Annotated in this window: 12 protein-coding genes and 1 other RNA gene; 6 read left to right on the top strand and 7 right to left on the bottom strand. The window is 55.8% G+C overall.

Going from position 1 to position 13469, the window contains the following annotated elements:
• The first annotated feature begins 86 nt into the window (after positions 1-86).
• From ACZ5VE_RS12450 to ACZ5VE_RS12435, 4 genes are all read left to right on the top strand, one after another.
• Positions 87-2555, top strand: coding sequence for a Lon protease family protein (locus ACZ5VE_RS12450; RefSeq protein WP_464455471.1), 2469 nt, complete (start codon positions 87-89; stop codon positions 2553-2555).
• A 224-nt stretch (positions 2556-2779) separates the two neighbouring features.
• Positions 2780-3415, top strand: a complete 636-nt coding sequence (locus tag ACZ5VE_RS12445; protein WP_464455470.1) for a LuxR C-terminal-related transcriptional regulator — start codon at positions 2780-2782, stop codon at positions 3413-3415.
• Between the two features lie 65 nt (positions 3416-3480).
• Complete coding sequence (locus ACZ5VE_RS12440) at positions 3481-3768, top strand: hypothetical protein (protein WP_464455469.1); 288 nt, start codon at positions 3481-3483, stop codon at positions 3766-3768.
• Positions 3769-3955: 187 nt separating this feature from the next.
• Complete coding sequence (locus ACZ5VE_RS12435; RefSeq protein ID WP_464455468.1) at positions 3956-4600, top strand: LuxR C-terminal-related transcriptional regulator; 645 nt, start codon at positions 3956-3958, stop codon at positions 4598-4600.
• Positions 4601-4620: 20 nt separating this feature from the next.
• On the opposite strand, the gene ACZ5VE_RS12430 is transcribed toward ACZ5VE_RS12435, so the two are convergent.
• Positions 4621-5166, bottom strand: a complete 546-nt coding sequence (locus ACZ5VE_RS12430; protein WP_464455467.1) for a Crp/Fnr family transcriptional regulator — start codon at positions 5164-5166, stop codon at positions 4621-4623.
• A 279-nt stretch (positions 5167-5445) separates the two neighbouring features.
• Positions 5446-6120, bottom strand: coding sequence for a Crp/Fnr family transcriptional regulator (locus tag ACZ5VE_RS12425; protein WP_464455466.1), 675 nt, complete (start codon positions 6118-6120; stop codon positions 5446-5448).
• Between the two features lie 258 nt (positions 6121-6378).
• Here ACZ5VE_RS12425 and ACZ5VE_RS12420 point away from each other — a divergent pair, with 258 nt between their 5' ends.
• Positions 6379-7011, top strand: a complete 633-nt coding sequence (locus tag ACZ5VE_RS12420; protein WP_464455465.1) for a cyclic nucleotide-binding domain-containing protein — start codon at positions 6379-6381, stop codon at positions 7009-7011.
• Between the two features lie 25 nt (positions 7012-7036).
• On the opposite strand, the gene ACZ5VE_RS12415 is transcribed toward ACZ5VE_RS12420, so the two are convergent.
• The 3 genes from ACZ5VE_RS12415 to cysK all read right to left on the bottom strand — a co-directional run bounded on the left by ACZ5VE_RS12415 (position 7037) and on the right by cysK (position 11553).
• Positions 7037-8848 (bottom strand): NAD(P)/FAD-dependent oxidoreductase, encoded by a 1812-nt coding sequence (locus tag ACZ5VE_RS12415; RefSeq protein WP_464455464.1) that lies wholly within the window; start codon positions 8846-8848, stop codon positions 7037-7039.
• A 106-nt stretch (positions 8849-8954) separates the two neighbouring features.
• Positions 8955-10499 carry a rhodanese-like domain-containing protein gene (locus tag ACZ5VE_RS12410; protein ID WP_464455463.1) on the bottom strand — a complete coding sequence of 515 codons (1545 nt, stop codon included), beginning with the start codon at positions 10497-10499 and terminating at the stop codon, positions 8955-8957.
• A gap of 136 nt (positions 10500-10635) precedes the next feature.
• Positions 10636-11553 carry a cysteine synthase A gene (gene cysK, locus ACZ5VE_RS12405; protein ID WP_464455462.1) on the bottom strand — a complete coding sequence of 306 codons (918 nt, stop codon included), beginning with the start codon at positions 11551-11553 and terminating at the stop codon, positions 10636-10638.
• Between the two features lie 104 nt (positions 11554-11657).
• On the opposite strand from cysK, the gene rnpB reads away from it, so the two are divergent.
• An RNA gene (rnpB, locus tag ACZ5VE_RS12400) (RNase P RNA component class A) lies at positions 11658-12010 on the top strand.
• A 58-nt stretch (positions 12011-12068) separates the two neighbouring features.
• Here rnpB and ACZ5VE_RS12395 read toward each other — a convergent pair.
• The gene (locus ACZ5VE_RS12395; RefSeq protein ID WP_464455461.1) at positions 12069-12590 is read right to left on the bottom strand and encodes an Rrf2 family transcriptional regulator; all 522 of its coding nucleotides are present in this window, start codon (positions 12588-12590) and stop codon (positions 12069-12071) included.
• Positions 12591-12757: 167 nt separating this feature from the next.
• Positions 12758-13453: a S4 domain-containing protein gene (locus tag ACZ5VE_RS12390; protein WP_464455460.1), complete on the bottom strand. Its 696-nt coding sequence runs from the start codon at positions 13451-13453 to the stop codon at positions 12758-12760.
• Between the last annotated feature and the right edge of the window lie 16 nt (positions 13454-13469).

Below are 13469 nucleotides of genomic sequence, written 5' to 3'. Positions count from 1 at the left end.
AACAGAAAGATGTGCTGTTCAGTCCTAAATTGGCACCCGTGCAAACCAGCATCTTGGCTTGGGTGTAACCGATGAAAGCGTTTGACATGAACCTGACCGCGACAGCGCCAATGGGCCAATGCTTTGAGTTGACGGCCGACCAACTGCGCAGAACGGTAGCGCCTCAGACGTTGGGTTTTTTGGACACGTCCGAGTTGCTGCATGAACCCTTGCCCTGGATCGGGCAGGAACGCGCCAAACAAGCGGCCGAGTTTGGCATGGGCATGACCGAGCCGGATTACAACTTGTTTGTATTGGGGGAGGTCGGCAGCGGGCGCACAACATTGCTCAGCCAGATGATGCACAGGCATGCCGAAAAGTGCCCGGTCCCCCCAGATCTTTGTTATTTGCACAACTTTGAAGAGCCAGAACGCCCGCGTGCTTTGCGCCTCAAGGCGGGGCAGGGGCGTGTGCTGCGCCAAGCCATGATCCAGTTGGCCAAGCGCTTGCAGGTCGAGGTGCCCAAGCGTTTGGGGCAAGACGACTTCAAGGCTGAAAGCAAGCGGATCGAAGCCGCTTACAAAACCGAAGAAGACCGCGGTTATCTGGCGCTCAGTGCCTATGCCGAGGCACACCGCTTTTCCTTGATGCGCGATCAGGGGCACATGGTGTTTACCTTGAAAGACGACCAGGGTGAGCCGGTCACGGCGGGCAAGGCTTTGGCCTTGGGGCCTGAGCAGCGCGCCGAAATCGATCTCGTAGAAGCGTCTCTCCGGGAGGAAATCAGCCGTTATCTCGAAAAAATGCGGGCCATGGAGCGGGTGATGAATGAGGGCTTGTCTGCGTTGCGCAGGCAAACACTCAAGCCCATGCTGGACCATGAGTTGCAGTTGATCCGATCTGCACTGAACCAGCCCGTGCAGGAGCTGGTCAAGCTGAGTGCGTTTCTGGAACAGATTCAAAACAGCGTGCTTGAAAACCTGGAACTTTTTGAGCCAGGGGAAGAAGAGGATGTGCGGCTCGACGCGTTGGCGGCGGTGTTGTCCTTGTTTCGTGTCAATCTGGTGGTGGACAACCACGCTTTGCAGGGTGCGCCTGTCATTCGCGAGGACAACCCCTTGTTCAGAATGTTGTTTGGCAGCATTGAATACGAGTCGGACAACGGCGAGTTGGTGACGGATTTTTCCCGCATTCGCGCCGGTAGTTTGCTGAAGGCGCATGGGGGATTTCTCATGTTGCATTTGCGTGATTTGCTGGGGGATCCCCATGTGTGGGAAAAACTGCGCCGCTTCATGCGCAATGGCCGCTTGCAGATCGAGGAGCCCGGCATGATGTATGCCCCCATGGCCGCGGTGTCATTGGAGCCCGAGGCGGTGGATGTCCATGTCAAGATTGTTTTGGTCGCTTCGGGTGACGAGTATTACGCCGTGCAAGAAGCTGACCCTGAATTTGTGCGACGCTTTCGGTGCAAGGTCGATTTTGCCGAGAGCTTTTTGGCCACCATCGAGTCGGCCCATGCCACGGCCATTTTTGTGGGGCATACCTGCCGCAGAATGAACCTGCCGCATTTTTCGGCAGCGGCCGTGGCGGCCTTGATTGAAGAAACCCACCGTGAGGCGGACGACCAGCATCGCCAAAGCGCGATCTTTGCTTTGACAGAAGCCCTGGTGATCGAAAGCGCTGCTCTGGCCAGGCAACAAGGCCATCCACTGGTGGATGCCAAGCATGTCTGCGCCGCGAGACAGGCCCGTATTCATCGCCACAACTACGCTGAGCAGCGTTTGCAAGAGACGCTTGTGGATGGTGAGCGCCTGTTGGGCGTCTCTGGTGAGCGGCTGGCTCAGATCAATGGTTTGACGGTGCTGGATTTGGGGGATTACCGGTTTGGCTTTCCGGTCAAGGTCACCGCTTGCACGTATGCCGGTGAAGAGGGTTTGCTCAACATCGAACGGGAAGTCGAGATGTCGGGGCCCATCCATGACAAGGGTGTGCTGATTTTGCACAGTTATTTGTCGTCCTTGTTTGCGCACATTGCACCTTTAGCCATGAACGCAGCCGTTGTCTTTGAGCAGGAGTACAGCGGGGTCGAAGGCGATTCGGCTTCGTGTGCCGAGTTTTATGCCTTGCTCTCGAGTTTGTCTGGTGTCCCCCTGCGTCAGGGCATTGCCGTGACAGGGGCGGTCAACCAGCATGGTGAGTTGTTGCCTGTCGGGGGCATCAACGAAAAGATTGAGGGCTACTTCCGAAGCTGTGAAAGCTTGGGTCTGGATGGTCAGCAAGGGGTTTTGATGCCCAGCCGCAACCGACGGCATTTGATGCTGGATGAACGCGTGGTGAAGGCGGTGGCCGATGGGCGTTTTCACATTCACATGGCTGATACAGCGGGTGAGGGGTTGGTGCTTTTGACGGGCGTGTGCTTTGGCACCCTGGGTGTGGGCGGTTATGAGCCTGACAGCGTTTTGGGCCGTGCACAAAAAACACTGCTGCGTTTTCGTCACGCCTGTGAACACCTTGACAACAAGCCCGCCACCACACCCAACCACATGCGGCATCTCAAACATACCGTTTTTCGGTGAGCCCATGGTGCGGGTTGTTTGAGAGGCATTTTTGCGGTGCAAAAAACTGCCATTTCAACTACCCATTTTTGTGCGTTTACTGGTTTGAACGTAGCGGGTTTCACCAATTCAGAGGATCACAAAGAACGCAAGGGCGTCCTATTCTGATGGCAACGATCAGGCGAAGTTTGACCTTCTTGAAATGACCGTCGAGCCTGTGATAACCCTTGATGAGGACATGACCGATGTGCATTGATATTGTGCTTGCAGACCCCTATCCGGTGATGCTGGAAGGTTTGACCCATGTGTTTCAGGATTCACCCGAATTTTCAGTCAAGTCGTGCGTCAGAACGGGCGATGCCGCTTTGCAGGCTTTGGAGCAGCACCGGCCGCACATCTTGGTGATGGATTTGTCTTTGAACCAACGAAGCGGGCTGGCCTTGTTGGAGGAGATCAAAGCCAAAAATCTGCAAACGCGGCCGGTGGTTTTTACCGGTGCACCGATTGGCGAAGTGATGAGGGCACTGGATCTGGATGTGCCTGGCTTGGTTTCCAAAGAAAAGTCCAAGCAAATTTTGGCCCGGTGTATCAAGTCTGTGCACGAGGGCAGCAAGTGGCTTGACCGCGATTTGACGGTCAAGACGATGTCGCTTTTGTTGGAGCAACAAAAGAAAAATGCCCACGCATCGCACCTGTTGACGCCACGTGAAATGGCCGTAGCACGCATGGTGACGGAGGGGTGGCCGAATAAAAAAATTGCAACCAAGCTGTTCATCAGCGAGGGCACGGCCAAACTTCATCTGCACCACATTTACCAAAAGCTCAACTGCCCAGGCCGCATGTCTTTGCAGCGCTACATGCAAGAGCATGGGTTGATGTGAGCCATCTCACAGATATTTTTTAAATCGGCATTCATCATTGATGCGACACATGACTAGGAGCTGAAATGACCCAAGAAAACCAAATGCTTGAGAAAGCCTACAACGAAAATATGGGCGATCACTACCGACGTGCTTCAGAGGAGTTGCTGCATGCGTACCAACGCAACAAAGAGGCCGCAAGGCACCATGAGGCTGGCGCATTCAAGGCCGCTTTGCACCACGCCAAATTGTCCAAGCACCACTCTTTCAACGCACACGAGCATCTCAAAGAAGTGCTCCATATCAGTGAAAAAATGAACGATTTATCGTTGCCTGGAAAGAGCGGTTCACAAGGCGGTTCCATGGTTCAGTGATGGCGCGTTAAAACATTCATTTATTTGTGTCATATGTGCTGGACCGCACATTCTGTGGACGTTCTGGTGCATACACTTTCTCAACAATCGCCTAAAGTGGTGCTGGTTTTCAGGAGATGTGGAACACGAATGAATGGCTTGACTTTGCAACAAAAAGGGGTTTTCGCCCCATCTTTGGAGACGTGACATGTCAATTCGAGTTTTGCTTTCTTCCAAGCATAAGGTGGTGTCTGAAGGTATTGCAGCGGTCTTGCGAACGCACCATGACATGGATTTGGTAGGCATCTCTGACAACGGTGCGACGACCAATGCCCTGTGCGACCAGGTCGATCCTGATGTGGTGTTGATTGGCATGCAGGCCAATGACTCGAAAGACATTGAGTTGATGCATCAGATTGCGCACCATCAACCTGCCAAGAACATGGTGGCTTTTTCTGGTGACTCGGATCGAAATTCTATTATTGAGATATTGGATGCTGGTGCGAAAGGCTATGTCTCAACGACCAGCAGCATCGATGAATTGATGTCGGCGATTCGCGCTGCTGCGGCAGGCCGTGTGTATTTGTGTCAGGCGGCCGCCACTGAAATGATGGAGAGCGTTCGCAAGGCCAGATCGGGCGATATCAGCTTGAAAGGGCAACTCGGAGGTCGTGAAGAACAGGTTCTTCGTCTGATTGCCGACGGTTATTCGTCCAAAGAAATTGCACGCAATCTGCAGATTGCCCCCAGTACCGTGGAGGTGCATCGCCGCAACATCATGCGCAAGATTGGCTTGCACAAAGTGGCAGACTTGACCCGCTACGCAATTCGCAATCAGATGGTTTCAGTTTGATGCAGTGCCCCCTGTTGGCTTCAGTGGGGCATGCTTGAAAAACGATCATATTCACGGCTGATCACGTTGTAGCACTCGCAACTCCGGTCTTCCAGGGCTTCTCGGTCCAGCACGGTGATGTTGCCTCGGCTGTAGTGAAGAATGTTTTCATTCATCAAACGACGAGCGGCATGGGTCACGCCTTCGCGGCGAACCCCCAACATGCTGGCCATCAATTCGTGGGTCAAGACAATGGTCTTGTTGTCTTGCCTGTCCAGCGTGAGCAAAAGCATGCGGCACAGTTGTTGTTCCAAGGGGTGATGCCTGTTGCAAACGGAGACTTGGGAAATCTGATTCATCAAGGTTTGCGCATAGCGCAAAAATACCCTTTGAACCACATTGCCCTGGTTAAAGCTGTTGAGCACCACGCTCAAACGAATCCGAATGGCTGCCCCGGCTTTTTGCACAATGGCTCGGTTGTTGGTTTGTGAGGCGCCCATGAGCAAATAAATGCCAACCACCCCTTCGCGACCGGTGATGGCGATTTCGGTCGAGGCCCCGTTTTCGAGAACATGAACCCAGGACACGATCGCAGTGACGGGGAAATACAGATGCCCGATGATGCGGCCTGGTTCGTAAAGTACTTGGCCCAGTGCCAACTCAACCGGCTCAAAATAGGGAGACCACTCTTCTAGTATCGAATCAGATAAAAAATCAATTATTTTGTTTGTGTTTAACGTAGTTTGCATAAATGTTAATTGCCATGCGGGACTCCGTTTCAATTTATCAGTATCGATTTGTTAATTTGGTTCGATGTCGAACATATATTTAACTTTTTTGGAAATATTTGGATTTGCTGATTTTTATCAAACCTGTGAGATGTTCCGGGTTTTGTGTGCGATTTGACACAAACCGGTCATGTCCAGAATGTCGATAACGCCTCTTTGGTAGTCAATGACCCCGCGCTCTTTCAGTTCACCTGCAGCCAGGGTGATGCTGACACGTCGGACGCCGAGCATTTGAGCCAAGTGCTCGTGTGTCAGTTGCAGATGTTGCGCTTGCGCCCGGTCTGCCGACAGCACCAACCATTGTGCAAGTCGGGTGGTGATGTCATCGAACTGAATGGATGCGGCCATGGTGGCCACATGGGCTGCCAACACCCACAGATATTGAGAGATGGCCCACAACATTCCTGGGCGTTGGTGCAGCAGCAGCGCCAGGTCTGCACTTTCTGCGATCCAGGCATCGCCGGCGGTTTGTACGCGAAATCGCAAATTTTCGAGGCCGATGTCCAGCACGGACCCCAAGCCGATGGCGCCTTCTGCGCCGACCAAACCCACGGCCAAAGAGTTGTGCGGCGGACTCTCAATCAACAAGGCAACGCATGCGCCCGTTAAAAAATAGACTTTGGGCGTTTCTTGTTGAGCCGCATCACACAGGATTTGCCCTGCAACCAACTTGACCGGGTGACAGATGCGCTGCACACGGTTTTGATCTTCCTTGGCCAGCTGAAAGATGAGTCCGTTGGTTAAGAGCGTCACGGAAATTGACCCGGTGCCAGTGGTGTTGAAATGGGTTGTGGAGTGGCTGAAAGATCGGTGGATCTGGAGCTTGTCTAAAAGCTCGAAGAGTATATGCCGCAAGATTCACAAGTTGACCACAACCCGCATGGATTCAAGTGTTCGATAAAGAACATAGAATAAAGGCGCGCCAAAACCAGCAGCTTTGGGGGTTGTACTGGGAGTAAATTCAGGCGTCTGGAGTGCACGTATTTGTCAACCAAAAAAATTGAAAACGCCTTGCTGGCTTCGATGCTTGCAGAGGGCGCACTTCAACCTGATTTGAAGCCCGTGTGCGTTGACCTGTCGACTGGCCCTTTGGCGTCCGATTCTGATGCGTCAGACCGGTTTGTTTATTTTCCGGTGGATGCGTTGATGACTTTGGGTTCAGAGAATTCAGCGGACGCTATTCTCGCGGTGGTGGGATGGCACGGGTGTGTCGCTCCAGGACAGGTGGGCAGGGGTGCCATTCAGTCCCATGTGATGGTTCCTGGTCGCGCTTACCGCGTCGACTGGACTCCTGTGGCAGCGGATCCCATTCGCTATGCGTCTTGGTTGTGGCACACCACAGCTGCAACACAAAGCCTGATCGGGCAAATGGCCCAATGGGCGTTTTGCTTGCACCACCACACGGCCGAACAGCATTTGGCCAGTTGGCTTTTGCACTGTGTAGCGCAATATCCTCACGCCAATCTGGACTTGAATTTTCATGCGTTACCGATGTCCGTTCGGCATTTGCTTGAACCGTCTGATGCTCAAAACGCATCCGGTTTTGATGTGCATAAAGGCCACTTGCACATCACGTCGCCGCAGCGCTTGGCTGAGCAGGCCTGTTCTTGTCACCAAAAAATGGCAGGAGCCCCCAACGCATGATGGCCACGCGTTGTTTTGGGCGGTGTCAGGATGTGATGTGCTGCGCCAAAGATTCGGCCACTTTGATACCGTCAACACCCGCTGACAAAATGCCTCCCGCATAACTGGCGCCTTCCCCTGCGGGGTACAAACCCCGGGTGTTGGTGCTTTGGTGGTCTTCGCCACGTGGGATACGTAAGGGCGATGAGGTGCGGGTTTCCACGCCGGTCAGCACGGCATCGGCCATGTCGTAGCCCTTGATCTTGCGACCAAAAACGGGCAAGGCTTCACGCATGGCAGCCACAGCGTAGTCGGGCAGCACATCGGCCAAGTCGACCAGTTTGACGCCCGGCTTGTACGACGGCTGCACGCTGCCCCAAGTGGTGGATGGGCGCTTGGCCAGAAAGTCACCTACCAATTGACCAGGCGCTTCGTAGTTGCTGCCGCCCACTTCAAAAGCCCGTGTTTCCAGTTGGCGCTGCAACACGATGCCCGCCAGTGGATGTGCTGCTGGCGGTTGTTGGCGCGACAGGGTTTGGGCTTCTTGTGCCAACACTGCGCCGTCTTCGTCACCAAAGGCGGCTTGCCAAGCTGCGGTGTCCAGTGGGTAATCAGGTGGGTCAATCGCCACCACCATCCCTGCGTTGGCATTGCGTTCGTTGCGCGAGTATTGGCTCATGCCATTGGTGACCACGCGGCCAGCTTCGCTGGTGGCCGCCACCACGGTGCCACCAGGGCACATGCAAAAGCTGTAGACGGCCCGGCCATTTTGCGCGTGGTGCACCAGCTTGTAATCGGCTGCGCCCAGCAGGGGGTGACCCGCATGGCGGCCCCAACGGGCTTGGTCGATCACGCTTTGCGGGTGTTCGATGCGTACGCCAATTGAAAAGGCTTTGGCCTGCATGGCCACACCGCGGCGGTGCAGCATGACAAACGTGTCGCGCGCGCTGTGGCCCAAGGCCAGAACCGCATGACGTGTGTGCAACGTCTGGCGTTGGCCTGTGTGCAGGTCTTGCACTTGCAGGCCGGTCAGTTGGTGACCCTCGGTGGAGGGTGACAGCAGCACGTCGATCACGCGTTGCTCGAAACGAATCTCGCCGCCCAGCGCGATGATTTGCTCACGGATGTTTTCCACCACCTTGACCAGCTTGAAGGTGCCAATGTGCGGGTGCGCTGCAAACAGGATGTCGGCCGGAGCTCCAGCCTTGACGAATTCGTCCATGACCTTGCGTCCCAAGTGGCGCGGGTCCTTGATTTGGCTGTAGAGCTTTCCGTCGGAAAAGGTGCCTGCGCCGCCTTCGCCAAATTGCACATTGCTTTCGGGGTTGAGCACTTTTTTGCGCCACAGGCCCCAAGTGTCCTTGGTGCGTTCACGCACCGGCTTGCCTCGCTCCAGCACGATGGGTTTGAAGCCCATTTGCGCCAGCGCCATCGCCGCAAACATGCCGCAAGGTCCGAAGCCGACGACCACGGGGCGCTCGCCTTCTGCTGCCCCAAAGCCTTCCGGGGCAAGGCAGGGGCCATGCCATGCCATGTCGGGTGTGGGCTGGATGTGCGAATTGGCGCTGTGTTTTGACAGGAGGGCGTTTTCGGAGATGGCGTCGGTCAGCGTGATGTCCACGATGTACACCGCCAACAAGTCGGCTTTGCGGGCGTCAAAGCTGCGTTTGAACACTTTCAGCGCAGCAATGTCTCCATCGCCAATGCCCAGCGCTTGCGCTGCCAGTTGGCGCAGAGCCTTTTCGGGGTGGGGTGTGGGCAGACGGTCTTCGTCGGTCTCTGAAGGCGCGTCGGCCGAGCGACGCACTTCAACCGGCAGGGCCGAGAGGGGGAGTTTGAGTTCTGAAATTCGGATCATGGCAACCTCTGTGGCTTGTGGTTATCAAGCAAGCAGGGGTGATTATCTCTGGCTTAGGTGCGCATTTTGGCTGCACGATCCTCCTGGGATCAGCAAAGACCTGATTTCAGTTCAAGATGGCAACGGGTGTTCGCTGTACGGTGGGTAAGCCCAACCGCACCCAGGCGGTGATGCCGCCCCTGTACCACATGACTTGCGTGTACCCGATTTTTCGTGCCCGCATAGCGGCATTCACCGACAGCCAGCATTCAGAACCGCTGCAGTAAAAAGCCACGGGCTGGTTGGGGTCGGGCGCAGCCGCTTGCAGCATCTGGCGAAAGCGTTCTTCGTACGCGACTTCTCTTTTTTCGTCTGTGAAAGCCAGACCTGCATGCAAGAAATTCAGCGCCCCCGGGATTGACGGGCCAGCGCCCGTCACATCAATGAGCACTGGGCGGGTGTTTTGCAACAGTGCGGTTGCCAGTTCTGCCGAGTCCACCCGGCGGATGCCTTCCAGGGCTTTGGGTGTCATCCCTGTGATGTGATTGCCGTAAAGCAGTTTGGACGGTGTGCTGCTGCCTGGCTCATCACGTTCCACTTGCACGCGGGCCGCATCGGGCATTTTCAGACCTTGCAATAACGTGGACGTCTGGTTGTGCGCTTCTTCATAAAGCGGCAACAGTTCGTGGTCGTTGACCGTGACCAGTCGACACAGTTTGGGGGTGTTGGTTCGATGGTTGCAGGAGTAAAGGGCTCTGTGCATGGCCATGCTGGGGTCATCGTCTCCGACGCGAATGCCGTAACCTTGCCCACCCCAGCCAACGGCTACCGATTTATGGATGCTCGATGAAGCGTAGTTTTGGATGTCCCGTTCTGCCTTGCTTTTGCACAGGGCATTGTCTGCACAGATGATTTCAAGGAGTTTTTCCGCATGACCTTGTGGGTCGGTGGTCGGTGGTGTCAGCGGGCGACCATAAAACCCCAGTCGGGTTTGCATGCTGGTTGGCAGTGCCAATATTTCGGTTTCTGTCTGGGTTACCACACCGAGTGAGTAGGCGTCCTTGCCGGTGTGTTGTTGACACTCCATCAAAGGGGTCTGGCTTGTCGGGCAAAACCAGGGAGTGCGGTCTTTTTCCTGGTTGCGCTGTATTTCACGAATTCGTAAAAAACCATACGCTTCTTTGATGTCATAAAGGGCCTGGCTGATGACGGGCGCGTCGAACTTGTCCCCCATTTGTTGCTTGTACAAGGCGTACATCTGTGGCATGGCTTCTGTGAGCACTTTTTTTGTATCTTTTGTGCTCGCCCCATGTATGCCCACCATGGTTGCACGGGGTAAGTAACCCGTGCCAAAGGCACGCTGCTGACCCGCAATGAAAATCAAGGAGCAAGCCGACATGCAAAAGCCGGATGTCACCGTTTTGATTTTTGCCACTTGCACCATGCGCGCCACACGCATCCCGGTCCACAGATCACCACCGGTGCCATTGACCAAGATCAGGCGTTCTATGCCTTCTTTGGAAAAAGCTTCCTTGAATTTCAGAAAATCCTCGTCTACCGTGGGGCCAGTGGCGAACAGATCTTGATTCACCCGTTCCAAAGTCATGGCGCTGACGGACGCATGAAGGCCCAACAAAAGTGTGAGGATCAGTGAAATGATGGTTTTTTGCATGGGCTGCCTCATCCGTGAATTCAAATTGGAATCTTATTTATTAAAACATAAGGCATAATTTTTAAGGCAGTCGACGCAGCAAGACGGAGCAAGGGTATGGCCCACCATTTGTGGCGGTTTGTCGCCGATGGTTTTTTTACGCAGGCAAAAACCCCTCAATCGACAGGTAGCGTTCACCCGTGTCGTAGTTGAAGCCCAGCACGGTGGCGCCAGTCGGCAGTTCGGGCAGCTTTTGTGCAATTGCCGCCAGCGTGGCACCGGACGAGATGCCGACCAGCATGCCTTCTTCGCGTGCTGAGCGGCGGGCGTATTCACGGGCCGCTTCGGCATCGACCTGGATCACGCCGTCGAGTACGCTGGTGTCGAGGTTTTTCGGAATGAAGCCTGCGCCAATGCCCTGAATCGGGTGCGGTGCCGGTGCCCCGCCCGAGATCACGGGCGAAGCGGCTGGCTCGACAGCAAATACCTTGAGATTTGGGAATTTCGCTTTGAGCACGCGAGCCGTGCCTGTCAGGTGGCCACCCGTGCCCACGCCGGTGATCAGCGCATCGATGCCATCGGGGAAGTCGGCCAGAATTTCCTGCGCGGTGGTGCGCACATGCACGTCGATGTTGGCGGGGTTTTCAAACTGCTGGGGTATCCAAGCGCCGGGCGTGCTGGCCACCAGCTCTTCTGCGCGGGCAATGGCCCCTTTCATGCCTTTTTCGCGAGGCGTCAGGTCAAAGCTTGCGCCATAGGCCAGCATCAGGCGGCGGCGCTCGATGCTCATGCTGTCGGGCATGACCAGCACCAGTTTGTAGCCTTTGACGGCTGCCACCATGGCCAGGCCGATGCCGGTGTTGCCCGAGGTCGGCTCGATGATGGTGCCGCCCGCCTTCAATGCACCGGATTTTTCGGCGTCTTCCACCATCGCCAGTGCAATGCGGTCCTTGACCGAGCCGCCGGGGTTGCTGCGCTCGGACTTGATCCACACGTTGGCACCCGCGCCAAACAGGCGGTTGATGCGCACATGCGGTGTGTTGCCGATGGTGTCGAGGATGGTGTGGGCTTTCATGGCGGGGTCTCCTAGCTGAAAATTTGGTACAAAAAAACATTGTGCGTGAAAGTTCAGACCTTTTGCGGCATGAGCTTATGCCCGCAGGCGATAATCACCCTCGTGAAGCTCGCCAGACCGTCGCTGGTGCAATCTCCGAAAGGAGGCACTGGAGGAACGTCCGGACTGCACAGGACAGCGTAGGAGGCAACGCCTCTCCACCGTGAGGTGAGGATCAGAGCAACAGAGACGAGCCGATTCAGTTCGGGTGAAACGGGCAATCTCTACGCGCAGCAATACCAAGTAGGCCTTCCTGAAGTGGCGCGGTTCGCCGCACCGCTTCTCCCTGTGGTTCCGCGGGGTGAGTTGGCGGGTAGGTAGCATCGAGCCGGGTGGGCGACCCCCGGCCCAGAGTAATGGCGGTCACACAGCGGGCAACCGCTGTGCACAGAATCCGGCTTATCGGCGAGCTTCACACTTTTCAAACGCCCAATAAAAAACCCGCCGAAGCGGGTTTTTATGAAGCTTGAGGTCGATCAGCCTCGTGAAGGCATCAAGGTGCCCGCCAGTGCAAACACCGAATTGGGCGCGGTGATCTTCAATGTGCTTTTGGGCTTGGCAAACACGCCGCGTTTGACGGCCGGGGCGGGCGCAGGCTCCACGGTCACGCCCTTGGTGCGCTGCTCTGCCACCAGTTGGCGCAAGCTGATGGATTGCAGATGGGTCAGCATTTTTTCGTTCAGGCTGGCCCACAGTTCGCTGTTCATCCAGCCCCCTTCGGCTGCCGCTTCTTCGTCCGAAGGCGCATCCACAGCCCCGACGATGTCGGCCATGGTGATTTTTTCGGCATTGCGCGACAGCGAATAACCGCCGCCTGGGCCGCGGGTGCTTTCGACCAAGCCTTGCTGGCGCAGTTTACTGAACAGCTGTTCCAGATAGGACAGCGAAATCTGGTGACGCACGCTGATGGCGGCCAATGACACGGGGCCGCGGTCTTCGCGCAGCGCAACGTCGATCATGGCGGTGACGGCAAATCGGCTCTTGGTGCTCAAACGCATGGTGTGCTCCTTTCTGCGTTGGGCAAAACCCTCCGGGGTTTTGCGGGGTCATCGGATGTGAGATTCACAACCTAGACTGCTCAGTCATTTTCTCAGACTGATTCCTCAATTGGGGATTGCCCGTTTCATTTCAAGGGTAAATCCTGTGCATTTTTGTCGGAAATCAATCAGAAACGTTCGTAGCCTTCCAGCTGCCGCCATTGTCCCGGCTCCAATGGGGCCAAGCTCAGACGGCCCACCCGTTGGCGACGCAGGTCTTGCAGAGGGCATTGCTGGTCCAGCCAGCGACCCAGATCCTGGCCGTCGATGTCTTTGCCTGCAACGCGCAGCACCGTCAGGGTGTCGGTTTGTCGGTTGATGCTGGCGCGGATGCCCGGGCCGTTCAGGGCTTTGATCGTCGTTTCGCTCACAGGGCCCTGGATCGTGGCCATCCATTCCACTTCCATGGGGCTGCGGCGGTCTTCCAGATGGCGCAGCACGCCCAAATCGTCCGAAAAAATGCACAGCCCGCTGGCGGCTTTGGGCAAAGGCAGAGGCATTTGCATTTTGGACAGCCGCTCAGACCCCCAAATGCCGGGTTGTGGCGCTTTCAGGCCAGCGGTGTCTTGCAGCCAAGCCAAATTGGCCATTTTGTCTGCGGGCTTGAACAACACCAGCGTCAGTGGTGCCAAGGCCGCCATGGATACCAAGCGGTTCACATTGACGGCTTGTTCGTCTTTGACGCGCCGGGCCGGGTCGGTGACCACTTTGCCTGCCACCTGGACACCGCCCGCCACGATCAGTGCTTCGGCTTCGCGGCGGGAGCAATTTTGTTCGGCGGCCAGGCGTTTGGCCAGGCGAATGCCTTCTTCAGAGGGGATCATCAAATCTTTCAAAAAA

It is taken from the genome of Limnohabitans sp. INBF003 (assembly GCF_055396645.1).
This window is presented reverse-complemented; position numbering and strand designations above follow the sequence as displayed.